The organism is Schumannella luteola, from assembly GCF_013408685.1.
Classification (GTDB): Bacteria; Actinomycetota; Actinomycetes; order Actinomycetales; family Microbacteriaceae; genus Schumannella; species Schumannella luteola.
This window is the reverse complement of the sequence record NZ_JACBZY010000001.1, coordinates 964,730-990,605: the sequence shown is the minus strand read 5'-3', so window position 1 is coordinate 990,605 and position 25,876 is coordinate 964,730. Positions and strand designations below refer to the sequence as shown.

The 25,876-nt window shown below is 71.2% G+C and carries 8 protein-coding genes; 2 read left to right on the top strand and 6 right to left on the bottom strand.

The genetic code is table 11. The annotated features are described in order from the left end of the window. Positions 1-57 precede the first annotated feature (57 nt). From BJ979_RS04400 to BJ979_RS04390, 3 genes are all read right to left on the bottom strand, one after another. Positions 58-513, bottom strand: coding sequence for an FxLYD domain-containing protein (locus tag BJ979_RS04400; protein WP_179565570.1), 456 nt, complete (start codon positions 511-513; stop codon positions 58-60). Beyond that, positions 510-18,908 carry a DUF7507 domain-containing protein gene (locus tag BJ979_RS04395; protein ID WP_179565568.1) on the bottom strand — a complete coding sequence of 6,133 codons (18,399 nt, stop codon included), beginning with the start codon at positions 18,906-18,908 and terminating at the stop codon, positions 510-512. Before BJ979_RS04395 ends, BJ979_RS04400 begins: the two co-directional genes overlap by 4 nt. Before the next feature lie 251 nt (positions 18,909-19,159). Further along, positions 19,160-19,816: a TrmH family RNA methyltransferase gene (locus BJ979_RS04390; protein WP_179565566.1), complete on the bottom strand. Its 657-nt coding sequence runs from the start codon at positions 19,814-19,816 to the stop codon at positions 19,160-19,162. Between the two features lie 72 nt (positions 19,817-19,888). Between BJ979_RS04390 and BJ979_RS04385 the strand changes: the two genes are divergently transcribed. Continuing rightward, the gene (locus tag BJ979_RS04385) at positions 19,889-20,884 is read left to right on the top strand and encodes a DNA-methyltransferase (protein ID WP_179565564.1); all 996 of its coding nucleotides are present in this window, start codon (positions 19,889-19,891) and stop codon (positions 20,882-20,884) included. 18 nt (positions 20,885-20,902) lie between these two features. Here BJ979_RS04385 and BJ979_RS04380 read toward each other — a convergent pair whose 3' ends face one another. The 3 genes from BJ979_RS04380 to BJ979_RS04370 form a co-directional block, all read right to left on the bottom strand. Continuing rightward, positions 20,903-21,325: a DUF5684 domain-containing protein gene (locus tag BJ979_RS04380; RefSeq protein ID WP_179565562.1), complete on the bottom strand. Its 423-nt coding sequence runs from the start codon at positions 21,323-21,325 to the stop codon at positions 20,903-20,905. Between the two features lie 127 nt (positions 21,326-21,452). After that, positions 21,453-23,078: an MFS transporter gene (locus tag BJ979_RS04375; protein ID WP_179565560.1), complete on the bottom strand. Its 1,626-nt coding sequence runs from the start codon at positions 23,076-23,078 to the stop codon at positions 21,453-21,455. A gap of 144 nt (positions 23,079-23,222) precedes the next feature. Further along, positions 23,223-24,800 carry an MFS transporter gene (locus BJ979_RS04370; protein ID WP_343046594.1) on the bottom strand — a complete coding sequence of 526 codons (1,578 nt, stop codon included), beginning with the start codon at positions 24,798-24,800 and terminating at the stop codon, positions 23,223-23,225. Between the two features lie 271 nt (positions 24,801-25,071). Between BJ979_RS04370 and BJ979_RS04365 the strand changes: the two genes are divergently transcribed. Beyond that, positions 25,072-25,869 (top strand): HAD-IIA family hydrolase, encoded by a 798-nt coding sequence (locus BJ979_RS04365; RefSeq protein ID WP_179565556.1) that lies wholly within the window; start codon positions 25,072-25,074, stop codon positions 25,867-25,869. The last annotated feature ends 7 nt before the right edge of the window (positions 25,870-25,876 follow it).

Below are 25,876 nucleotides of genomic sequence, written 5' to 3'. Positions count from 1 at the left end.
ACCAGAGCGATTCGACAGAACGTCTCTTGCGAGTCGGCGATCCGTCGGAACGGCGGGTCAGGAGGCGGGGTAGCGCTCCACCCGCAGCACGCACTGCAGGTTCTTGCCGTCGACGGCGATGTCGGCGTTCCAGTCGGCGCTCTTGCCGGCCTCGACGCCATCCGAGTTGACCTGCTTGAGGCCGAGGGTCGCGCTGTCCTTGTCGAGCAGCGAGACGTAGATGCGGTAGTTCGCGGTCGCCTCGCTCGAGTTGGTCACGGTGCCCGAGATCGCCCAGCCGCCGTCGGCCGGCTCGCACTTCTTCACCTCGACGTCGTTGCGCGCTCCCTCGAAGCCCTCGCCCGTGCCCGGCGCGTCGCTGACCTCGGTCACCTGCGACGGCGCCGTCGACGGCTTCGGCGATGCCGACTTCTTCGCGGTGGAGTCGTCACCTCCCGTGCATCCGGCCAGCGCTCCGGCGACGAAGGCGACGCCGGCGAGTGCGGTCAGAGTGCGAAGGGCGGTGGACTTCATGCGTTCTCCTTACGTCGGCGCCGGACGTTCCAGCCGACCAGCGCTCCACCCCAGAGTAGGAGAAGCAGCGCGAGAAGGCCCGGGTAGGTCGGGTCGATGCCGGTGTGGGCGAGGCCTCCGTTGCCGGGGAGGCCGGGGATGCCGGGAACACCCGGACGCTGCGGCAGCTGGATGTCGGCGCTCGACGCCGACGTGACCTGCTCGTCGGGGTCGGGTCCGACCGCGGTCACCGTCGAGGTGCCCGGCACGAGCGTGCCCTCGTCACCCGGCTGGATGACGTACGGCGCCGTGACGGTCACGCTCTCGCCGGGGGCGAGCACGCCCGCGACGCCGCCCGGCCACGGACCGTAGCTGAAGGCGCCGAGGCCCTTCTTCGGGTCGGTGAGCACGATGTCGTGCAGCGTGGTCGAGCCGGTGTTGGTGATCACGTAGGTGTAGATCAGCGTGTCGCCCGCGAACCCGGCGGCGCCGTCGGCGAGGCGCACGCTCTGCGTGAGCTTCACAGCCGAGCCGTGCGGCACGGCGACGGTCGCCGAGCCGGATGCGGTGGGCTGCGTCGTGCCGTCGGGCGCGGTTCCGGTGGCGGTCGCGGTGTTCGCGATCGCTCCGGCATCCACGTCGGCCTGGGTGACCGTGTAGCTCGCGGTGCCGGTGACCGTCTCACCCGGCAGCAGGCGGCCGTTGGCGCCGGGCCAGCCGTAGCTGATCTCGGTTCCGGCGAGCAGCGGGTCGGTGACGGCGACGCTCTCGAGCGTGACGTTGCCGGTGTTCTCGACGACGAAGGTGTAGTCGATCACGGTGCCGAAGGTCGGCGAGGCGCTGCGCGGCGTGGCCGTCTTCGTCAGCGTCAGCGCGGGGCCGGCCGCGATGACCACCGGGGCGGCGTCAGTGGCGCTCACCGGAGCACCTCCGCCCATCCCCTCGCCGCCGGTCTCGGCGACCGTGTCGAGCACGCCGCGGTCGACCTCGGGCTGGGTGAGCGCGTGCTCGGCGGTGATCGTGGCGACCTCGCCCGGCTTGAGCACGCCCGGCGTTCCCGGCCAGGTGTACTTCCAGTTGCCGAGGTCGGGCTGCGGGTCGCCGACGGTCACGTTCTCGAGCGTGACGTTGCCGGTGTTGGTGACGGTGAACGTGTAGTTCACGGTGTCGCCGGCGCGACCGGTCGAGCCGGGCGCGAGCGCCGCCTTCTTGTCGATGCCGATCTTCGGCGCCGCCGGGGGCGTGTTGACGACCGACACCGGCGAGGTGGCGCTGAGGCGCGTGTTCGACGGGTCGAGGGCGGATGCCGAGGCCGTGTTGCGCACACTGCCGCGGTCGACGTCGGCCTGGGTGACCACGTAGGTCGCCGACGCGGTGACCTCGTCGCCGGGGCGCAGCACGCCCGCGGTGCCGCTCGGCCAGGTGCCGTAGGCCAGCGTGCTGACGCCGGGCAGTCCGTCGACGATGGTCGCGTCGTGCAGCGTCTGCGTGCCGTTGTTGGTGAGCGTGAAGGCGTAGTCGATCGTGTCGCCGACGCGCGCATCCTGACGCGGGGTTCCGACCTTGGTGAGGTCGAGCTCCGTCGTCGCGGTCGCCAGCGGCAGCACGACCTCGGGGGCCGCGTCGCTGACCTTGCTGCCCTTCGGGTCGGATCCGCTGCCGGTGGCGACGTTGCGGATCACGCCCGCGTCGACATCCGCCTGCGTCACGTCGTGCTTCGCCGTGATCGTGACCGACTGGTTCGGCGCGAGGGTGCCCGCGGTCTGCCCGGCCGGCCAGGTGTACTGCGCGTCGCGCAGGCCGGCCACGGTGTTGGTGACGTCGACGCCGCTCAGCGAGGTGTTGCCGGTGTTGGTGATCACGAAGGTGTAGTCGACCGTGTCGCCGAGCTTGCCGGTCTGACCCGACTCGAACACGCCGGTCTGCGTGGTCGAGATGCGCGGCCGCGAGGTGGCGGTGTCGAAGGTGAAGGTGTTCGACGTGGTCGACACCGGGGCGCCGTTCGGCGCAGCCGTGCCGGACGCGGTCGCCGTGTTCGCGACGCTGCCCTTGTCGACGTCGGCCTGGGTCAGCGTGTAGTCGCTGTACCCGGTGGCCGAGGCGCCCGGGGCCAGCACGGGCTGGCCGGTCGGGAAGGTCATCGTCGGAACCCCGGCGCCCTGCAGCTGCTCCTGCACCGCGAGGCCACTGAGGGTCACGTTGCCGGTGTTCTTCAGCGTGAAGGTGAAGCGCACGACGCTGCCGGCGTTGCCGGTGCCGCTCTGCAGCGCACCGCCCTTGACCAGGCTGAGCGCCGGGGCGGGGGCCGCGGTCGGGATGCTGGTCGGCGCCGACTGATTGGTCACGGTGCCGCCGGCCGGGTTGCGCCCGGTGACGGTGGTGAGGTTATCGACCTTGCCGGCATCCACATCCGCCTGCGAGATCTGGTGCGTGGCGGTCGCGGTGGCCGACTGGCCCGGCTTGAGCACGCCCGGGTTCGCCGGGTCGGGCCAGGTGTAGCTCGGCACCGTGAGGCCCACGACCGTGTTGCCGAGCGTCACGCCGGTGAGGGTCGTGTTGCCGGTGTTGGTGATCGTGAAGCCGTAGTCGATCTCGCCGCCGAGGCCGTTCTGGCCGGGCTTGTCGAGCTGCGCGGTCTGGGCGACGGTGATCGTCGGGCTCGCCGTGACCGGGATGGTCGCGGTGGCCTGGGCGGTCGCGTTCGCGCCGACCTTCGGCGTGCCGGTGGCGGTGACCTGGCTGATCGGGCCGCCCGCATCCACGTCGCCCTGGGTGAGCGAGTAGGGCGCGGTGACGGTGACCGAGGCTCCCGGCGCGAGCACGCCGGCCGGGCCGGTCCACGCGTAGGTCGGAGCGCCGATCGGCAGCGTGTCGGCGACCGCGACACCGGTGAGGGTGACGTCGCCGGTGTTCTTCACCACGTAGGTCCAGGTGGCGGCGCCGCCGGCCTTGTTCTGGTCGGGGGCGTTGAGCGCGCCGGCGTCGGTGACGCTGAGGGCGGGCATGCCGGCGAACACCGGGGTGACCAGCTGGTTGCTCTGCGCGCCGACCGGGCTGCTGTCGCGGGCCGAGGTGCCGTTCGCGGCGGCGCGGTTGGTGACGCTGCCGGTGTCGACGTCGGCCTGGTCGAGCACGTAGGTGGCCTTGCCCGTCGCGGTCGCGCCGGGCGCGAGCGAGCCGTCGGCGGCGAGGCCGGTGGTCGTCACGCCGCTGAGGCGCGGCAGCGGGTCGGTGACGGCGAGGCCCTTGACGGTCACGTTGCCGGTGTTCTTGGTCGTGATCGTGTACGTGATCGTGTCGCCGACCTTGCCGGTTCCGCCGACGCTCGCCGCCTTGGTGACGGTCAGCTGCGGCACGGCCTGCTCGGTCGTGACGCGCACCGTGTTGGTCGCGGCCTCGGCCTTGTTCGCGTCCGCCTGGCCGGTCTTCGTGCTCCAGGCGGCGACGTGGGCGGTGTTGTCGATGTAGCCGCGGTCGACATCCGCCTGGGTCAGCGCGTAGTCGGCTTCGCCGTGCACGACCTCGCCCGGAGGCACGGTGCCCTCCTCGGCCGTCGGCCAGGTGATCGTCGGCGTCTGCAGACCCGGCAGGGGGTCGAGCAGGGTGCCCTGGTAGAGGGTGACGTTGCCGGTGTTGGTGATGTCGACCGTGTAGCGCACGGTGTCGCCGACGGCGCCGAGGCCGCTGACGAGCGAGCCGCTCTTGACCGCGCTGAGGGCGCGGCGCGCCTCGATCGGCACGTTCGCCGTGGCGGCGTCGGTCACCTTCGTCGAGCCGGAGGATGCCGAGGTTCCGGTCACCGTCAGGTTGCTGCGGATCGTGCCGGCGTCGACGTCGCTCTGCTTGAGCGTGTAGTCGCCGACCGCGATGGCCGTCTGGCCGGGCAGCAGCACGCCGGGCTTCGACGGGTCGGGCCACTCGGTCACGATCGGGGCGGCCGAACCGCTCAGTCCCTCGGCGAAGGTGACGGCGGTGAGCGTGGTGTTGCCCGAGTTCGTCGCGCGGTAGAGCCACTGGACATCGTCGCCGGCGACGCCGGTGGCGCCCGGCTGCAGACGTCCCTCATCGGTCGCGGTGATCGCCGGGCCGGCCGCGACGGTCGTCGCGGTCGCAGAGGCGGAGGCCGGCGGTGCGTTGCCGCCGCGCACGCCCACGGCGGTGCTCGAGGCGGTGTCGCTGATGCTGCCCGCATCCACGTCGCTCTGCGTCACGATGTAGGTGCCGGTCGCGCGGGCGACCTGTCCGGGGGCGAGCACACCGGCGGCGCCCGGCCACGAGATCGCCGACACGGTCATGCCGGGCAGCGTCGTGGCGAGGGTCGTGTCGGTGACCGTGATGGTGCCGCTGTTGGTGATCGTGATCGCGAAGCTCACGGCGTCGCCGACGCGGAGGCCGCTGGCGGGCGTGGGCGTCTCGGTCACGGTGATCTTCGGCGCGGTGGTCGCGCCGCCGACGGTCACGTTCGAGGTGTTCGACGACTGGCTGATCTTGTCGCCGACAGGCGGCTTCGCGGTCGAGGTGGCGACGTTCGCGACGCTGCCCTTGTCGATGTCGTTCTGGGTGATCGTGTAGTTCGCGGTCGCGGTGGCCGTCGCGCCGGGCACGAGGGTGCCCGCCGGGCCGGAGCTCGGCCAGGTGATGACCGGGGTGCTGACGCCGCCCAGCGAGTCGACGAGGTCGACCAGCGTGAGGGTGACGTTGCCGTCGTTCTTGATCGTGAAGGCGTAGTCGATCACGCCGTTCACGGCGCCGACTCCCCCGCCGCGCACGGTGCCGTCCTTCGTGACGACGAGCTTCGGCGCGGCCGCGATGGTCACCCCGGCGGTGGCGCTGTCGGTGACCTTGGTGCCGTTCGGCGCCGTGCCGGTTCCCGTGACGGCGCTCGAGATCGAGCCGCGGTCGACATCCGCCTGGGTGAGGCGGTAGGTGCCGGTCGCGGTGATCGTGGTGCCCACCGGGACGGTGCCCGCCGGGTTGCCCTTCCAGTCGTAGGCGATCGGGCCGGTCAGGCCCAGCGCATCGGCGAGCGCCGACTGGGTGAGCGTCACGTTGCCGTTGTTGGTCAGCGTGTAGGTGAAGTCGACCAGGTCGTCGGCCTTGCCGGTGGCGCCCGGGGCGAGCGCGGCCGACTTGGTGACGGCGATACCGGGGCCGCTGCCGACCGTCGGCACGGTGGCGCCGGCGTTCACCGGGCCGACGGCGCTGCCGTCGCGGGCGGACGTGCCGCTCGCCTGGCTGGTGCGCGAGGTCGCGCCCGCATCCACATCGGCCTGGGTGAGCACGGTCGTGCCGGTCACGGTGAGCGAGGTGCCCGGAGCCAGGGTGCCGGCCGGGTTGCCGCCCCAGGTGGTGGTCACGTTCGCGAGGCCGGCCGTGCTGGCCGCGGTCAGGGCGACGTTGTTCACCGTCACGTTGCCGTTGTTGGTGACCGTGATGGTCCAGGTGACGGTCTTGCCGACGGTGCCGGGCTGCGGCACCGAGCCGGTCTCGTTGATCGAGAGCGACGGGCGCGACTGGGCGAGCGGCGTGACGACCTCGTTCGAGGGCACGTCGAGGTGCGGGTCGCTCGCGCTGCCGGTCGGCGTGAAGTAGAACCGCGCCGTGGCGATGTTCGACTTCGAGCCGGCATCGACATCCGCCTGGGTCACGACGTAGTTCGCGACGCCGGTCGCGGTCTGCCCCGGCTGGATGACGCCCGGCTGAGCAGGGTCGGGCCAGGTCGGGTTCTGTGTGCCGAGGCCGGGCAGCGGGTCGATCAGCTGCGCACGGTAGAGCGTGACGTTGCCGGTGTTGGTGACGGTGAGCTTGTACTCGATCGTGTCGCCGACCTGCCCGGTGCCGCCGTTCAGGAAGCGGGCGCTCTTGAGGTTGGTGAACGCCGGGCGGGCCTGGATGCTCACGGTCGCGGGCGCCGTCGCGGTGACGACGGTCGACGAGGGCGCCGGTCCGGTGCCGCGCGTCGAGACGCCGCTCGTGACGGTGCCGCGGTTCACGTCGGCCTGGGTCAGCGTGGAGGTGGTGGTCGCGGTGACGCTCTGACCGGGGGCCAGCGTTCCGGTCGCGCCGGGCCAGGCGCCGTAGCTGACGGCGGTGGCGTTCGTCTGCGACTCGGATGCGGTGACGCCGGTGAGGGTCACGTCGCCGGTGTTGGTGATCACGTACGACCAGGTGACCTTGTCGCCCGCGACGCCGGTGGCGCCGGGCGCGAGGGCGCCCTGATCGGTCACGCCGATCTTCGGCCCGGCCACGGTCGGGGTGACGGTCGCGGGGGCGTCGCCCGAGACCGTGACGCCCTTCGGGGAGGTGCCGCTGACCGTCGCGATGTTCTGGATCGCTCCCGCGTCGACGTCGGCCTGGGTCACCGTGTACGGGATCTGCCAGGTGACGGTCTGCCCGACGCCGAGCGTGCCCTGCTGGCCGGGCCAGGTGGGAACGGGGGTGCCGAGTCCGGCCAGGGAGTCGGCCAGCGTGACGCTGCCGAGCGTCACGTTGCCGTCGTTCTTGCCGGTGACGGTGAAGGTGACCTGGTCGCCGACCTTCACGCCCGTGGTCGGCGTCGCGGTCTGGGTGACGGTGATCTTCGGCGCGGCCGGCGCGACCGTCGTGATGACCTGGCCGGAGCTCACGAAGATCGTGTCGCCGACCGGCGGCTTGCCGCTCGCGGTGGCGGTGTTGGTCACCTGCCCGGCGTCGACATCCGCCTGCGTGATCGAGTACGACGACGTCGCGGTGGCGACCTCGCCGGGCTGGAGCACGCCCGGCTCGGTCTTGTCGGGCCAGACGAACGACGGGGCGCTGACGCCCGGGAGCGAGTCGACGAGCGAGATCAGCGACAGCGAGACGTTGCCCGTGTTGGTGATCGTGAAGCCGTAGCTGATCGGGGCGTTCACGCCGCCGGATCCGCCGACGGTGCCCTTCTTGACCAGGGTCATCCCCGGCTTGGACACGATGTCGACGCCGGCGGTGCTGGTCGAGGTGACCTTCGTGCCGCGCGTGCTCGTGCCGGTCGTGGTGGCCGGCGACTCGCTGCGTCCCGCATCCACCTCGGCCTGCGTGACCTTGTGGGTCGACGTGGCGCTCACCGTCGCGCCCGGCGCCAGGGTGCCGGCGGTGCCGCCGGGCCAGGCGCCGAAGGTGATCGTGGTGTCGGCGAGGGTGTCGGCGATGGCGACGCCGCTGAGCGTCTGGTTGCCGTTGTTGGTGACCAGGTAGGTGAGGTTCACCGTGTCGCCGGCCTTGTCGGTGAAGCCGGCGGCCTTGGTGGCGGTCTTCTGGATGCCGATCGACGGTCCGGCGGTCGCGGTCGGGGCGGCGGCGTTCGCCGTCACCGGCCCCACGGCCGAGCCGTCACGGGCCGAGGTGCCCTGCGCGCTCGAGGAGTTCGTCGCCTGGCCGGCGTCGACATCCGCCTGGGTGATGACGGTCGTACCGGTCAGCGTGACGCTGGTGCCGGGCGCGAGCGAGCCGGCCGGGTTCGCACCCCAGTTCAGCACCGGGTTCTGCAGCGCCGGGTCGGTGACGACGACGTTGTTCACGGTGACGTTGCCGTTGTTGGTGACGGTCACCGTCCAGGTCACGTTCTTGCCGACGTTCGCCGGGCTGTCGGGCACGCCGGTCTCGGTGATCGAGAGCAGGGGGCGCGACTGCGCGAGCGGGGTGACGACCGTGTTCGACGGCTTCTGCACCGTCGCGCCGGCCGGCGTCGAGAAGGAGACGCCCGCGGTGTTCGTGATCGAGCCGCGGTCGACGTCGGCCTGGGTGACCGTGTAGTCGGCGTAGCCGGTGGCGCCCTTGCCAGGCGGGATGACGCCGGGCTTCGCGGGGTCGGGCCAGGTCGGGAACTGCTCGCCGAGACCGGGCAGGTGATCGGTGAGTGCCGCGTTGCTGAGCGTGACGTTGCCGGTGTTGGCGACATCCAGCGAGTAGCGGATGACGTCGCCGACATTGCCGACGCCGCCGTTCCGGAACTCGGCGCGCTTGATGACCGTGAAGGCCGGGTTCGGCGCGACGGTGACCGAGGCGGTCGCGTTCGCGGTCGGCTTGGCGCCGGTCTGCGGGGTGCCGACGGTCGCGACGTTGCTCGTGACCGAGCCGCGGTCGACATCCGCCTGCAGCAGCTTGTAGGTCGTGGTCACCTGAGCGCTCTGGCCCGGCGCGAGCACGCCGGTGGCGCCCGGCCAGGTGTACTGCGGGGCGGTCGCGTTCGTCTGCGACTCGGTGACGCCGACGCTCGAGAGCGTGACGTTGCCGGTGTTGGTGACGACGTAGGTCCAGGTGACGATGTCGTCGGCCTTGCCCGCCGATCCGGCCGGCAGCGCGCCCGAGTCGGTGATCGCGATCGTCGCGCGCTGCGGGTCGGTCGTGATCGTCAGCGCCGAGTCGTTCGAGCGCACCGCGGTGTTGGCCGGGTTGAGGCTCTCGCCGTGCGCGGTGTTCGCGATCGAGCCGGCGTCGACATCCGCCTGGGTGACCGTGTAGTTCGCGCGGGCGGTGGCGCTCTCGCCGGGGGCGAGCACGCCGGCCTGGCCCGGCCAGGTGTAGGTGATCGCGCCGAGTCCGGCGTGCGCGTCGACGGCGGTGACGCCGTGCAGCGTCTGGTTGCCGGTGTTGGCCAGCACGACGCGGTAGCGGATGACGTCGCCCACCTTCGCGCCCGAGGTGACGTTCGCGGCCTTGGTCGCCGTCAGGGCGGGAGCGGCCGCGACCACGGCGGTGGTCACCGGGCCGGCGGTCGCCGTGACCGGAGTGCCGGAGGCCGTGCCGGTGACGGTCGCGGTGTTGACGATCGACTGCCCGTCGACGTCGCTCTGCGCGATCGTGTACTTCGCCGTGGCGACGACGCTGGTGTTGGGCGGCAGCGTTCCGGCGGTGACGGTCGGCCAGGTGCCGTAGGTGATCGTGCCGAGGCGGGCCAGCGGGTCGTCGATGACGACGCCGGTGATGGTCTGGTTGCCGGTGTTCGAGGCCGTGAACGTGTAGGTGATCGTGTCACCGACGTTGCCGGCCTTGTTGCCGTCGATGGCCGCGGTCTTCGTCAGCGCGATGCTCGGCTGCGCGGAGGTCGCGACGGTGGCCGTGGCGGTGCGCGTGAGCTGCGCGCCGCGGGCGGGGTTCGCGGTGATGGTCGCCGAGTTGACGATCGAGCCGGCGTCGACATCCGCCTGCGTGACCTTGTAGTTCGCGGTCGCGGTGCCCGAGGCGCCGGGCGCGAGCGAGCTGTTCGCGCCGAGGCCCGTGTAGGTCAGGCCGGTCACGGCGAGCTGGTCGGCGATGGCGATGCCGCTGAGGGTCACGTCGCCCGTGTTGCTGAAGGCGAAGCTCCACACGACGGTGTCGTTCAGCTTGAGTCCGGTCGTCGGCGTGCCCGACTTGGTGAACGAGATCGACGGGTTCGCGGCGGCGGTCGTGGTGCTGACCGTCGCGGACTGGCCGCTGACCGTGATGTTCGTCGGGGTCTTGCCGGTGACGGTCGCCTGGTTGTCGACGCGGCCGAGGTCGAAGTCGGCCTGGCTGACCACGTGGCTGGCGGTCGCGGTGACGGTCGCGCCCGGCGCGAGGGTGCCGGTGGTGCCGCCCGGCCAGGTGCCGTAGCTGATGTCGCTCGCGCCCGGGAACATCGGGTCGGTGACGGCGACGCCGGTCAGCGTCACGTTTCCGGTGTTCCGGACCGTGAAGGTGTAGGTGATCGTGCCGCCGCGGGCGACGCCGCTCGCCGGGCTCGCGCTCTTCGCGATCGAGACGGCGCCGGCCTGCTGGCCGGTGGCCACCGTGACCGAGTTCGAGGTGCCGGTGACGGCGGTGCCCTGCGGGTTGACGGAGTTCACCGTCGCCGTGTTGGTCACGGTGCCCGCGTCGATGTCGGCCTGGGTGATCGTGTAGCTCGCCGACGCCGTGGCGCTGGCGCCGGGGGCGAGCGAGGCGCCCGTGCCGAGTCCGGTGTAGGTGATCGGGGTCGAGCCGAGGCGCGGGTCGGAGACGGCGACGCCGGTCAGCGTCGTCGCGCCGGTGTTGCGCAGCGTGAAGCCGTAGGTGATCTTGTCGCCGACGGCCGCGTTGGCGGGAGCCGTTCCGGTCTTGACGATCGAGATCGTCGAGGCCGGCGTCAGAGCGACGGTCGCCGGCGCGCTGGCCGTGACGTTCGCCCCGGTCGGCGGGGTGCCCGCGGTGGTCGCCGGGTCGGTGACGCTGCGCGCATCCACCTGCGCCTGGGTGAGCTGCGAGGTCGCCGTGGCGGTCACGCTCTGCCCGGGGGCGAGGGTGCCGGCGGTGCCGCTCGGCCAGGTGCCGAAGACGGGCGCGGTGATGCCGGCCAGCGTCGGCGACAGCGTCACTCCGGTGAGCGTCGTGTTGCCGTTGTTGGTGATCGTGAACGACCAGGTGACGGTGTCGTTCGCCTTGCCGGTGGAACCGGGCGCGAGCGCGCCGGTCTGGGCGAGCTGGATGCTCGGGGCCCGGGTCGCGAGCGGCGTCGTGATGGTCGCCGAGTTCGACACGTTCGCGCCCGTCGGCGGAGTGCCGGTGCTGGTCGCGGTGTTCGTGATGCCGCCGTTGTCGACGTCGGCCTGCGTGACCGTGCGCACGGCCGTCGCGGTGACGGTCTGCCCGGGCTGCAGCAGACCGGTGGTCCCCGAGGTCCAGGCGCCGTAGTTGATCTGGGCGGGCGTGAACATCGGGTCGCTGATCACGACGCCGGTGAGCGAGACGTTGCCGCTGTTCCGCGCAGTGATCGTGTAGGTCACGCGGTCGCCGACGACGCCGCCGTCGGAGACGGCCGCCGTCTTCGTGGTCGTGATGCTCGGCGCGGCCGCGACGGTCGAGGTCGTGACGGTCGGCGAGGAGGCGGTCGGGTTCTGGCCCGCGGGCGTGCGCCCGGTGACCGACGCGGTGTTCGCGATCGAGCCGCGGTTCACATCCGCCTGGGTCACCGTGTAGGTCGCGGTGCCGGTCAGGGTTCCGCCGGGAGCGAGGGTGCGGCTCTGCGTGCCGTACTCGACGCGGCTGAGGCCGGCGAGCGGGTCGCTGATCGTGACGCCGCTGAGGGTCACGTTGCCGGTGTTCGTCGCGACGAAGGTGTAGGTGACGACGTCGCCGAGCTTGACGTTGCCGCTGGGCGAAGCCGACTTGCTGAGGCTGAGCGCGCCGGTCGCGGCGAGCGGCACGGTCGCGCTGCCCTGCGTGGTGACGGCGGCGCCGGTCGGCGGGGTGCCGGTCGCGGTCGCGGTGTTCGCGATCGAGCCCGCATCCACGTCACTCTGCTTGACGGTGTAGGTGCCGGTTCCCGAGACGGTGCCGTTCGGCGCCAGGGTGCCGGCGACTCCGCCCGACCAGTTGCTGAGGGTGACGCCGTTGGCGCCGAGCAGGGGGTCGCTGATGCCGACGCCCGTGAGGGTCACGTTGCCGGTGTTGCGGAGGGTGAAGCTGTAGGTGACCGTGGAGCCCGCCGTGGTGCCGGATGCTGAGCCGGTCTTCGTGAGCGCGAGGCGCGGGGCGGATGCGGCGGTCGGGGTGGTGACCTGCGGCGACTGGGTCGAGAACTCGGTGCCGCCGGTGATCTTCGGGGTGGCGAAGCCGGTGGCGCGGTTCTGCACGAAGCCGCGGTCGACGTCAGCCTGGGTGATCGTGTAGGTGGCCGTCGCGGTCACGCTGTCACCGGGGTTGAGGGTTCCCTGCGGGGGCGCGTTCGGCCACTGGTAGGTCAGCGGGGAGAGCTGCGGAAGCGGGTCGGCGATGCGCGCCCCGGTGACGGTGACGTTGCCCGAGTTGGTGAGCTTGAACGTGTAGGTGATGACCGAGTTGACGCCGCCGTTGCCGGTCGTGATCGCGGCCGTCTTGGTCAGGTCGATCGCGGGCGCCGCCGGGGTGGCGGGCACGCTGACCGCGGCCGTCGACGAGACGGTGCCGCCGGTCGGGGTGGTGCCGCTGACGCTGGCGCTGTTGTTGACCCGGCCGGAGTTCACGTCATCCTGCGTGACCGTGTAGGTCGCGGTCGCGGTGACCTGCTCGGCGGGCGCGAGCACGTTGGCGGTGCCGCCGGGCCAGGGGCCGTAGCTGATGGTCGAGAGGCCGACGTGCGGGTCGGTGATCGCGACCGCGGTGAGCGTGACGTTGCCGGTGTTGCGGGCCACGAAGGTGTACGTGATCGTGTCGCCGACCTTGGCGCCGCTGGCGACGCTGGGGGTCTTGGTGAGGCTCAGCGAGGCGGAGCTCTGGATGGTCACGGTCGCCGACACCTGCTGGCTCGTCGCCGGCCCCGACTTCGGCGTGGTGCCCACGCCGGTCGCGGTGTTGACGACCGAGCCGCCGTTGACGTCGCTCTGCTTGAGCACGTAGGTCGCGGTCGCCGTGGCGGTCTGGCCCGGGGCGAGGGTGCCCGCGGTCTGGCCGGACGGCCAGGTGTAGGTGCGCGCGGAGATGTCGACGAGCGGGTCGTTGATGACGACGCCGGTGAGCGTGACGTTGCCCGAGTTGCGCACGGTGAACGACCAGTTGACGGTGTCGCCGGCCTTGCCGGTGGCGCCGGTCGCGAGCTGGCCGGTCTTGGTGACCACGACGCCAGGCGCGGCGGTCGCGGTGTTCGTGACCGTGCTGCCGGTGTTCGTGACAGCCGCGCCGGTCGGCGGGGTGCCGGTGACGCTGGCGGTGTTCGCGACGCTGCCGTTGTCGACGTCGCTCTGCTTGATCGTGTAGGTCGCGGTGGCGGTCGCGACCGCGCCGGGTGCGAGCACCCCGGCGGTCGACGTCGGCCAGGTGTAGATCGGGGCCGACAGTCCGCTCAGCGGGTCGGTGACCGCGACGCCGCGCAGCGTGACGTTGCCGGTGTTGGTGATCGTGAAGGTGTAGTTGATGACGTTGCCCGCGTTGCCGGCCGCGCCGCCCGCGATCGCGCCCGACTTCTGCACGGTGATCGCCGGGGCGGAGGCCGCGAGCGTCACGCTCGCCGGCGACGACGCGCCGGTGACGGTTCCGCCGGAGGGGTTGCGCCCGGTGGTCGTCGCGGTGTTCGTGACGGTGCCCGCATCCACGTCGGCCTGCGTGACTGCGTACGTCGCCGTCGCGGTGACCTGCTGGTTCGGGGCGAGGGTGCCCGCGGTCTGCCCGGTCGGCCAGGTGTAGCTCAGCGCCGAGAGGCCCGAGAGGGAGTCGGTGACGGCCACGTTGGTGAGGGTCACGTTGCCGGTGTTCTTGGCGACGATCGTCCAGGTGATGGTGTCGCCGACCTTGCCGGTCGCGCCGGGTGCGAGCGCACCGGCCTTCGTGACGTTGAGCACGCCGACGCCGGCGAGCGGCACGGTCGCGCTCGAGGTGCGGGTGATCGCCGCGCCGGTCGGCGGGGTGCCGGTCGCGGTCGCGGTGTTCGAGATCGAGCCCGCATCCACGTCGCTCTGCTTGACCGTGTAGGTCGCGGTGCCGGTGACCTGGTCGCCGACGCGCAGCGTGTTCGCGGTGCCGCTCGGCCAGGCGCCGTAGGTGATGGAGCTCAGGCCCGAGAGCGGGTCGCTCGCGCTCACGCCGTTGAGCGTGACGTTGCCGCTGTTGCGCAGGGTGAAGGTGTAGGTGACGGTCGAGCCGGCGGTCGCGCCCGCGGCCGATCCGGTCTTGGTGAAGGTGAGCGCGGGAGCCGCGGTGGCGGTCGCGATGCTGACCTCGCCCGAGCTGCCGGTCACGGCGGCGCCGGTCGGCGGAGTGCCCGCGACGGCGGCGGTGTTGCGCACCGAGCCGGCGTCGACGTCGGCCTGCGTGACCGTGTAGGTCGCGGTGGCGGTGACCTGCGTGCTCGGCGCGAGAGTTCCCGTGGTGCCGCTCGGCCAGGTGCCGTAGGTGATCGTCGAGAGTCCCGCGTGCGGGTCGCTCACGGCGACGCCGGTCAGGGTCACGTTGCCGGTGTTGCGCGCGACGAAGGTGTAGGTGATGACGCTGTTCACGGCGCCGGAGCCGCTCGTGTACGCGGCCGTCTTCGTGACGGTCACCGCGGGAGCCGGGGCGACCGTCGTGACGGTGACCTGTCCCGACGACGCCGTCACGGTGGCCCCCTTCGGCGTCGTGCCGCTGACGCCGGCGGTGTTCTTGATCGAGCCCGCGTCCACGTCGCTCTGCTTGACCGTGTAGGTCGCGGTGCCGGTGACGGTCGCGCCCGGCGCGAGGGTGCGCGAGCCGCTGTAGGTGATGGCGCTGAGGCCCGCCAGCGGGTCGGTGATCGTCGCCGTGCTGACGGTCACGTTGCCGGTGTTGCGCACCAGGAAGGTGTACGTGATCGTGCTGCCGGCGGTCGCGCCGCTCGTCACGCTCGGGGTCTTGGTGATCGACAGGCTGCCGGTCGGCGCGACCACGACGGTGGCCGTGCTGGCGCTGCTGACGCGCACCGCGGTGGGCGAGCTGCCCGAGCCGGTCGCGGTGTTGATGACCGAGCCGGAGTCGACATCCGCCTGCGACAGGGTCGAGGTGCCGACGGCCGTGGCTGTGGCGCCCGGCGCGAGCGAGGAGTTCGCGCCGAGCCCCGTGTAGGTGAGGGCGCCGATGCCGGCGAGCGAGTCGGCGACGCTGACGCCGGTCAGCGTGACGTTGCCGGTGTTGACGAGGGTGATCGTCCAGCGCACGGTGTCACCGGCGACGCCGGTCGAGCCGGCGACGAGGGCGCCCGCCTTGGTGGTCGAGATCGCCGGGGCGGCGGCGGCCGTGTTCGTCGTCACCTGGCCGCTCGTGTTCGTCGCGGTGCCGCCCGTCGGGGTCGTGCCAGTGACGGTCGCGGTGTTCTTGACGTTGCCGGTGTCGACGTCGCTCTGCTTGATCGTGTAGCTGGCGGTGCCGGTCGCGGTCGCGCCGGGCGCGAGCGTGCCGGCCGTGGAGGTGGGCCAGGTGTAGGTGATCGTGCCGAGGCCCGCGAGCGGGTCGGTCACGCCGACGTTCGTGAGGGTCACGTTGCCCGAGTTGCGCAGCGTGAAGGTGTAGGTGATCACGTTGCCTGCGTTGCCGGCCGCGCCGCCGGCGATCTGGCCGGTCTTCGCGATCGTGACGCCCGGGTTCGCCGCGCTCGTCTGCACGGTCGCGGTGGGCGAGGCGCCGCTCACGGCGCCGCCGCCGGGGGTGCGCGCAGTGACGCTGGCGGTGTTCGCGACACTGCCCGTGTCGACGTCGCTCTGCTTCACCGTGTAGTCGGCGGTCGCCGTGGCGGTCGCGCCCGGCGCGAGCGTGCCCGCGGTGCCCGGCCAGGTGATGACCGGGGTGCCGAGACCCGCGAGCGAGTCGGTCAGGGTGACGCCCGAGAGCGTCACGTTGCCGGTGTTGCGGAAGGTGATGCTCCAGCGGATGACGCTGCCGACGGCGCCGGTGCCGCTGAGGTACGCGCCCGACTTGGTGACCGCGATGGTGCCCGTCGGCGCGACCGGCACGGTCGCGCTCGAGGTGCGGTTGATCGCGGCGCCGGTCGGCGGGGTGGCGACGGCGGTCGAGGTGTTCGCGACCGAGCCCGCATCCACGTCGCTCTGCTTCAGCGTGTAGGTCGCGGTGCCGGTGACCTGGTCGCCGACGTTGAGCCGGCCGGCGGTGCCGCTCGGCCAGGCGCTGTAGGTGATCGCGCTGAGGCCGGCGAGCGGGTCGGTCACGCCGACGCCGGTCAGGGTCACGTTGCCCGTGTTGCGCAGCGTGAAGGTGTAGGTGACGACCGAGCCGGCGGCCTGGCCGTTCGCGGTGCCCGACTTGGTGAAGACCAGGTTCGGGGCGGATGTCTGCGGGGCGATCGTCGCGTTCGCGGTCGCGTTCACGGCGGTGCCGGTGGGCGAGGTGCCGGCGGCGGTCGCGGTGTTGGTGATCGTGCCGGCATCCACATCCGCCTGCGTCACCGTGTAGGTCGCCGTGGCGGTGACGGTCGCGCCGGGCGCGAGCGTGCCCGCGGTGCCCGGCCAGCTGTAGGTCAGTGCCGAGAGGCCCGCGTGCGGGTCGGTGATCGCGACGCCGGTGAGGGTCACGTTGCCCGAGTTGCGGGCCGTGAAGGTGTAGGTGACGACGCTGCCGACCGCGCCGGAGCCGGTCGTGTAGGCGGCGGCCTTCGTGGTCGTGATCGCGGGGGCCGCGGTCGCCACCGTCACGGTGCGCGACGAGGTGGCCGTGACAGCCGAGCCGGTCGGCGGGGTGCCGGTCGCGGTGGCCGTGTTCGGCACGTTGCCGCGGTCGACGTCGGCCTGCTTGATCGTGTAGGTCGCGGTGCCGGTGACCGAACCGCCCGGGTTGAGCTGGCCGGTCGTGCCCGAGCTCCAGGTGCCGAAGGTGATGGCCGACAGACCGGAGAGCGGATCGGTCACGCCGACGCTCTTCAGCGTCACGTTGCCTGTATTGGTCACCACGAAGCTGTAGTTGATGGTGTCGCCGACCTTGCCGGTGGCGCCGCTCGCGAGCGCGCCCGTCTTGTTCAGCGTCAGCGCCGGGGTCGCGGCGACGGGCTGGGTGCGCGCCGCGGTCGCGGTCGGCTTGACGCCGCCGTCGGCGTCGGTGCCCGTCGTGGTCGCGGTGTTCGCGATCGATCCGGCGTCGACATCCGACTGCTTGAGCACGTAGGTGCCGGTCGCGGTGACGGAACCGCCCTGGTTGAGGGTGCCGCTGGTTCCCGAGCTCCAGGTGCCGTAGACGAGGTTCGTGATCAGCGGATCGGTGATCGTGACGCCCGTGAGCGGGCCCGAGCCGTCGTTGGTCGCGGTCAGCGTGTAGTTGACCGAGTCGCCCGCCTTGCCGGTGGCGCCGGCGGCGAGCGCGCTCGACTTCGCCAGCGCGATGCTGCTCTTCGCGACCGTGGTCGAGTCGGCGCCCTCCGCCAGGTAGCCGCCGACCACCGTGGTGGCCGTGGCTGTCGCGGTGCTCGTATAGCCCGCTGTGGTGTTGTTCGTCGCGGTGCACGTGTAGGTCGTCGTCGCGAGCGGGGCGAGGGTGATCCCGGTCAGCGTGCGCGAACAGTCGGCCTGGTCGTCGACGACCTTGATGTTCTGCAGGATGCCCGCGCCGGTGTTCTGGATCGTGATCGTGAAGGTGGCCTTCTCGCCGGCGGTGCGGTACTGGATGTCGTCGGTGCCGTTGTAGCTCTTGGTGACCTGCAGTCCCGCCGTCGGGACCGACAGCACCGCGTTCGTCAGCAGGTAGGAGTCGCCGCTCGTGCCGAGTCGCAGGGTCACCTTCGAGTCGCCGGCCACGACGTTCGTCAGGTTGGCGGTCGCGACATCCACGCTCTGGTTCGTGAAGGCGCTCGTGTCCGACGTGTTCGTGTAGCGAACCGAGCCGCTCGCTCGGCCGATGCCGATGTTGCCGTTGACGCCGGCGTTGTTGCCGGCGCTGTCGAGCGCGGCACTGTTCGGGATCTCGGTGAACGTCGTCGAACCCGCCCGCGCGTACGACGCGGCGTCTCCGGTGATGCCGCGGTCGCCCTCGTACAGCGTGAAGCCGGCGCGGGTGCCCTTGTCGACGGCGGTGAATCCGTTGAAGTCGACGCTGAGCGCCGCGTCGTTGCGACCCTCGCGTACGTGGCCTTCGTAGTAGATGACGCGGTGCGGCACCGAGTTGGCGTTGCCGACGATGTACGTGCCGTAGTCGTAGACGACGGTGACCGACCAGCCCGCGTAGCATCCGGCGCCCTGAGGAGCCCAGAGGTTGCCGGCCGAGACGGTGACCGACGATCCGGTGGCGACGCTCGCGAACGCGGTCGTCACGTCAGCCGATGCGCTGTAGTAGCGCGCCGTGGCCTGGCTCGCCGCATCCTCGCGCAGGCTGTCGGGCGCGTACGCGGCGATCGCGCCCGAACCGACTCGGAACTGCACCGCCCGGGTCTGGTATCCCGTCGCCGACCCGCTGGGCAGCGTCGCCTGGGAGCTGGTCGTGTCGTAGGCGCCGCACAGCGGACGGGTGTCACCGGTGTAGACGCCCGTGTTGGCCGACCAGTTCAGGAACGCCTTGACCACCTTGGCCCCCGACGGCACCGTCAGCGTCGCGCTCGAGGAGTTCGTCGTGAACCCGTTCACCGTGTTGCTGTTGATCATGTTCGCGTAGTCGTTGACGTTGGGGTTCGTCGTCGACGGCGCCGTGGCCGCGTGGAGATTCGCACAGCTGCCGGCGTTCGACACGTACATCGAGGTGCAGGCGAGCACGCCGTTGCCGGCATTGACGAAGTCGCCGTTGACGGTGGCCTGGTAGTTCGGCTCGGTGCCGCCGTTGGTGCCCCATTCGACGACGACGGCGTTCGCGATGGCGGTGGGGAGCACCGCGCCGCTGAGAGCGCCGACGACGACCGCGAGGGTCAGAGCGAGTATGCGGGCGAATCGCGAGAAGTACGAGGCACCGGGCTCGCCCCAGTTGCTCTCGTTCTTGAAGATGCGAATGCGTGCTCCGCGACGCGGCGACTTCTGTCGCTGCGCGTCGGCGGGCTCCCCCCACGTCGACACGATGGTGCTGCTCCCCGATGCTGTGCTGCCTGCTGCGGTTCTTCGACGCCCGATGCTGAACGGTTTGGTCTGGTCAGGACCACGGCATGGAAATCGTTTGCTTCTGACAAACAACATAGGTCACCTGCGTCACGAGATGAAGGGTTCTCCACCGCTGTCAAGGGGGTTACCTCGGGGGTGACCATCTGCCGTCACCCCCGATCGCCCCCATTTCGGGGGCCGCGCGTGGCCGAGGCCCGACACGGAAGCCGTCAGCGGGTGTGCTCCCGGATCCAGGCGTGCATCACGATCGCCGCCGCCGCAGCCGCGTTGATCGAACGGGTCGAGCCGAACTGCGGGATCGCGACCACCGCATCCGCCGCCGCGATCGCCTCCGAGCTCAGCCCGGGCCCCTCCTGGCCGAACAGCAGCAGGCTCGCCGGCGGGAAGGCGTAGTCGTCGACGCCGACCGAGCCGGGAACGTTGTCGACCGCCACGATCGTCAGGCCGCGGGCGCGCGCATCCGCCGCCAGCTCATCGATCGAGGGATGGTGCTCGACGTGCTGGTAGCGGTCGGTCACCATCGCGCCGCGCCGGTTCCAGCGGCGCCGGCCGACGATGTGCACGCGGGCCGCGAGGAAGGCGTTCGCGCTGCGCACGATCGAGCCGATGTTGAGGTCGTGCTGCCAGTTCTCGACCGCGACCTCGAAGGGATGCCGGCGCCGGTCGAGCTCGGCCACGATCGCCTCGAGCCGCCAGTAGCGGAACTCGTCGACCACGTTGCGCCGGTCACCGAGCTCGAGCAGCTCCGGGTCGAGGCGGGCATCGTCGGGCCACGCCGCGCGACCGCCGGGCCACGGGCCGACGCCGACCTCGAGCTGCGCCTCGGCGGGCTCGGGCGTCTCGTCGTGCTCGGCACGCTCATCCACCCCGACATTCTCGCTGAGGGGTCGGCGGCGGGGCAGCGGGGGCGGATGCGCGGGCGCTGTTAAAGTCTCGGCATGGCCCGGCGACGCACGACTTCCGCGCCGCTGTGGACCGCCGACTCCCCCGACACGATCGTGCACGGCGACAACCTCGCCGCGACCGCGCAGCTGCCCGACGGAGCGTTCCAGCTCGTCTACCTCGACCCGCCGTTCAACACCGGGCGCGAGCAGCGCTTCCAGAGCATCTCGACCGTGCGGCGCCCGACCGCTGCCGCCGCGGGGTCGACGGATGAGGAGCCGCTCGCCGAAACGGGCGACGACGCCTCCACGATCCTGCGCCGCGGCTTCGGCGGACGCGACTACACGGCGATCAAGCGCACGCTCATCCGCTACGACGACCGCTTCGCCGACTACTGGGAGTTCCTCGAGCCGCGCCTCGCCGAGGCCTGGCGGCTGCTCGCCGACACCGGAACCCTCTACCTGCACCTCGACTACCGCGAGGCGCACTACGCGAAGCTCGCGCTGGATGCGCTGTTCGGTCGCGAGTGCTTCCTCAACGAGCTGATCTGGGCCTACGACTACGGCGCGAAGACCGCGCGCCGCTGGCCGGCGAAGCACGACACGATCCTCGTCTACGTGAAGAACCCGCGCTCCTACTACTTCGACGCCGAGGCGGTCGACCGCGAGCCGTACATGGCGCCAGGCCTCGTCACGCCCGAGCAGGCCGAGCGCGGCAAACGACCCACGGATGTGTGGTGGCACACGATCGTGCCGACCTCCGGCCACGAGCGCACCGGCTACGCCACGCAGAAGCCCGAGGGCGTGCTGCGTCGCATCGTGCAGGCCAGCTCGGCGCCCGGCGACTGGGTGCTCGACTTCTTCGCCGGCTCGGGCACGACCGGCGCCGTCGCGACGCAGCTCGGCCGCCGCGCCCTGCTGATCGACCAGCATCCGGATGCGGTGCGCATCATGCGCCAGCGCATCCCCTCGGCCCGGGTGGTCACCGTCGACGGCACCGAGCTGCCGACCGCGTCGCCTGAGCCGGAACTCGCCGCCGAACGCACGGCCTGACCCGGCGCAGCCGAAGACTCAGTTCGCCTCCACCGCCGGCTCGGTGCGGAAGCCGGCGTCGTCGAGCGGGCGGAACTCATCCCGACTCCAGCCGACGATGAAGAAGCCGATCGGCGCGAGCAGGAACAGCAGGAAGAAGCTGAACCAGCCGCTGCGGCCGAAGGCGTCGCCGATGCGCACCGCGCAGAAGATCGTGAACAGGATGTTGACGAACGGCACCAGGAACAGCAGCACCGCGACGCCGCTGTATCCGGCGATCTTCACGAGCACGTAGATGTTGACGATGGGCACGAAGCCGAGCCAGGGCGGGTAGTCGGCTTTCGCGAACACGGGCCAGAACGCGAAGGCGGTCAGCACGAACCAGAAGCCGCTGCCGGCGACGGCCGCCCACGACTGCAGCAGCGAATCCACGCCGCCGTTCAGATCGGGCCAGATGGTCACGGCCCCACCGTAGACACATGCCGTGAGGGGGCGCAAAGGCCCCGCAGGCGCTCCGATCCGGGCGTGCGGCGGGGCCTTCGCGACCCCTCATCGAGAATCACAGGAGAGGTGCGGCGCGGCCGGACGGCTAGCGCTTCGCCGCGGTTCCGGCGGCCTCGCGGCGGGCGCGGTCGGCGGCGATGCGCTCCTCGTGGGCTCCGTCGAGGAGGTCGAGCGGCATCGTCGAGAGGTCGAGCAGCGGGTTGTCGTCCTGCGTGGCGACGAGCTCGCGGGCCTCCTCCTCGGTCTCGACCGACGGCAGGGATCCCGGCATGGGGCGCCGCGACGACTCCTTCATGAAGAAGACGCCGATCGCGCCGAGCACGCTCGTTCCCATGAGGAACCAGGCCGGCGCGAGGTTGCTGCCGGTGAGCAACAGCAGGCCCTGGATCATGAGCGGCGTCGTTCCGCCGAAGACGGCGATCGCGATGTTGTAACCGAGCCCCATGCCGCCGTAGCGCGACGAGGTCGGGAACAGCGCCGGAAGCGACGCGGCCTGGTTCGACACCCACAGCGCCGTCATCACGGCGACGAGTGCGAGACCGAGCAGGGTCGTGCCGATCGAGTCGGCGCCGATCAGCAGGAACGCGGGGATCGACAGCACGATCACGCTGATCGCGCCCGTCCACATGACCGGGCGGCGGCCGAATCGGTCGGAGAGCTTGCCGGTGAGCGGCAGCAGCGCGGCCAGCAGGAACAGCACCGGGATCGTCAGCAGCGTGCCGTGGATCGGGTCGTAGCCGAGCGCATCCGTCAGGTAGGTCGGCATGTAGCTGGTCAGCGCGTAGCCGACCGAGTTGGATGCGGCGACGAGCGCGATGAGGATCAGCAGCGAGCGCCAGTGCAGCGCGATGAGCGCGAAGATGTTGCGCGGGCGGCCCTGCGCCTCGGCGATCTCGGCGCTCGCGTGCTCCTGCGCGTCCTGGGTCGCCTGGAACGCCGGCGACTCCTCGATCTTGAGGCGGAAGTAGATCGCGACGGCGCCGATCGGGCCGGCGATCAGGAACGGCACGCGCCACGCCCACGCCTCGAGACCCTCCTGGCCGACGGTGAGCTGCAGCGCCGACACGACGCCGGCGCCGAGCGCGAAGCCGATGTAGCTGCCGGTGTCGAGGAAGCTGGCGAAGAAGCCGCGCTTGCGGTCGGGCGAGTACTCGCTGATGAACGTCGTGGCGCCGGCGTACTCTCCGCCGGTCGAGAAGCCCTGGGCGAGCTTGAGGATCACGAGCAGCACCGGAGCGAGCGCACCGGCGAGGGCGTAGTCGGGCAGCACGCCGATCAGCAGCGTCGACGACGCCATGAGGATGAGAGTGGTCGCGAGCACCTTCTGGCGGCCGATGCGGTCGCCGATGCGCCCGAAGACGATGCCGCCGAGCGGGCGGGCCACGTAGGTGGCCGCGAAGACACCCAGGCTGAACAGGATCTGCACCGAGGAGGTGGCGGTCGGCAGGAAGACCTTTCCCATGGTCACGGCGAGATAGCCGTAGACGCCGACGTCGTACCACTCCATGGTGTTGCCGACGATGGTGCCGCTGATCGCGCGACGCATCATCGACCGATCGACGACGTTCACGTCGCCGACGCGCAGCTTGCGCTGCCGGCGGGTGGGCTTGCCGCCGGCGGAGGCGCCGGCGGGCGCTTCTGACGACGGCGGCTGAGAATGGGCAGGACTGGCGGAACTCACGGTCGTTCTCCTCTTCGGCGGGCTCGTCATCGAGCGTCTGCCTGGTGTGGGCGTGCAGTGGTTGTTCGTCGTGCTGTGGTGCGGCGGTGCGGCGTCGGTCGTCTCTTCTCAGGGGAGGGTCGGGATGCGCGGCGAGGAAGAGACAAGAGACCCCACCGCGCACCCCGGGTCAGGTCAGCGCGCTCCGCTGTCGGCGGGCTCGCGCGTCGCGCGCTCGGCGTCGGCTTTGAGCCGAGCCTGGTGCGCCTCGTCGAGCTGCTCGAGGGGCATGGTGCTGAGGTCGAGGTAGGGGTTCTCGTCCTGGTGCTCGACCAGGTCGCGGGCCTCCTCCTCGGTCTCGACGGCGGGGAGGGCGCCCGGCAGCGGGCGCTTCGCCGACTCCTTCATGAGGATCGGCCCGATCGCGCCGACGACGCTGGCGCCCATCAGGAACCAGGCCGGGGCGAGGTCGTTCTTCGTGACCTCGATGAGGAACTGGATGATGAGCGGCGTCGTCCCGCCGAAGATCGCGATGGCGACGTTGAAGGCGATGCCCATCGCGCCGTAGCGCGCCGAGGTCGGGAACATGGCCGGCAAAGCGGACGCCTGGTTCGAGACCCACAGGGCGACCATGATCGCCAGCAGCGACAGGCCCGCGAGGGTCGTGGCGATGGTGCCGACGCCGATCAGCAGGAACGCCGGGATCGTCAGCACGATCGTGACGATCGCGCCGGTGAGCAGCACCGGGCGGCGGCCGACGCGATCCGAGATGCGGCCGACGAACGGCATGATCACCGCGAGGAAGATCAGCACCGGGATGGTCAGCAGCGTGCCGTGCAGCGGGTCGTAGCCGAGCGTGTCGGTCAGGTAGGTCGGCATGTAGCTGGTGAGCGCGTAGGCGACGATGTTCGACGCCGCCACGATCGCCATGGCCAGCAGCAGCGGGCGCCAGTGGCGCGCGATGAGCTGCCACACGCTGCGCGGGCGGCCCTGCAGGTCGGCGATCTCGCTGCTGGCCGACGCTGCGGCATCCTGAGTCGCCTGGAAGGCCGGCGACTCCTCGATGCGGAGTCGGAAGTAGATCGCGATCACGCCGACGGGTCCGGCGACGAGGAACGGGATGCGCCAGGCCCACTCGACCATGGCTTCCGAGCCGGCGAGCACCTGCAGCAGCGACACCACGGCGGCGCCGAGCGCGAAGCCGGTGTAGCTGCCCGCATCCAGGAAGCTGGCGAAGAAGCCGCGCTTGCGGTCGGGCGAGTACTCGCTGATGAAGGTCGTCGCGCCGGCGTACTCGCCGCCGGTCGAGAAGCCCTGCACGAGCTTGAGCAGCACGAGCAGGATCGGCCCGAGGGCGCCGACGAGGGCGTAGTCGGGCAGCACGCCGATGAGGAAGGTCGACGACGCCATCATGATGAGCGTCGTCGCGAGGATCTTCTGCCGACCCAGCTTGTCGCCGAGGCGGCCGAAGACGATGCCGCCGAGCGGGCGGGCGATGTAGGTCGCGGCGAAGACGCCGAGACTGAAGAGGATCTGGATGGTCGGGGCGGCCGTCGGCAGGAAGACCTTTCCCATGGTCACGGCCAGGTAGCCGTAGACGCCGACGTCGTACCACTCCATGGTGTTGCCGACGATGGTGCCGCTGATCGCGCGCCGCATCATCGACCGGTCGACGACGGTGATGTCGCCGACACGGAGCCGCCGTCCGCGGCGTCCGCGCGGAGCGCGTTCTGCCGAGGACGGCTGGGTATGACTGGGGTTGCTGGAGCTCACGTTCTTGTCTCTTTCCGGCGGTCCCTCGGGCTGTCGGATCGCCTTGGTGATGCCGGCGTCGGCGGGTTGTGCAGCCCGTCGACCCTCGACAAGCCAAGAACTGTACCCCCGGGGTACACGACGATTCACACGGCCTTGCCAGGGTTCGGCCTGCGGATTCCCTCGCTCGGACCGATGATTCGCAGTCGGATCCGGCATTTCTGCATCGCCTGCAGGCGCCGCGAATCCCCGTGTTCAGAGGGGCGTTCGGGGGACTCGGTACCATCGGGCCATGGCGAATGCGCGCACCGAGGTCGAGGCCTGGCTGACCGATATGGACGGCGTGCTCGTGCACGAGAATCATGCCCTGCCAGGCGCCCCCGAGCTCATCCAGCAGTGGCTCGACGCCGGCACCCCGTTCCTCGTGCTGACGAACAACTCGATCTTCACGCCGCGCGACCTCGCGGCCCGCCTGCGCTCGAGCGGACTCAACGTTCCCGAAGACCGCATCTGGACCAGCGCGCTCGCCACCGCCGACTTCTGCCGCTCGCAGATGCCGGGCGGCTCGGCATTCGTGATCGGCGAGGCCGGCATCACGACCGCGCTGCACGAGGCCGGCTTCGTGATGACCGAGACGAACCCCGACTACGTGGTCGTGGGCGAGACCCGCAACTACTCCTTCGAGGCGATCACCAAGGCCATCCGCCTCATCAACAACGGCGCCCGCTTCATCTCGACCAACCCGGATGCGACCGGCCCGAGCCAGGAGGGCGTGCTGCCCGCGACGGGCGCGATCTCGGCTCTCATCACGAAGGCGACCGGCCGCGAGCCCTACGTCGTCGGCAAGCCGAACCCGATGATGTTCCGCTCGGCGATGAACAAGATCGGCGCGCACAGCGAGAACACCGGCATGATCGGCGACCGCATGGACACCGACATCGTCGCCGGCATCGAGGCGGGGCTGCACACGGTGCTCGTGATGACCGGCATCAGCGACGAAGCGGAGATCGCGAAGTACCCCTTCCGCCCCGACGAGGTCATCGCGGGCGTGCACGAGCTGCTCGTCGGGCCGGCCGAGACCGAGCTCTGAGCTCTGA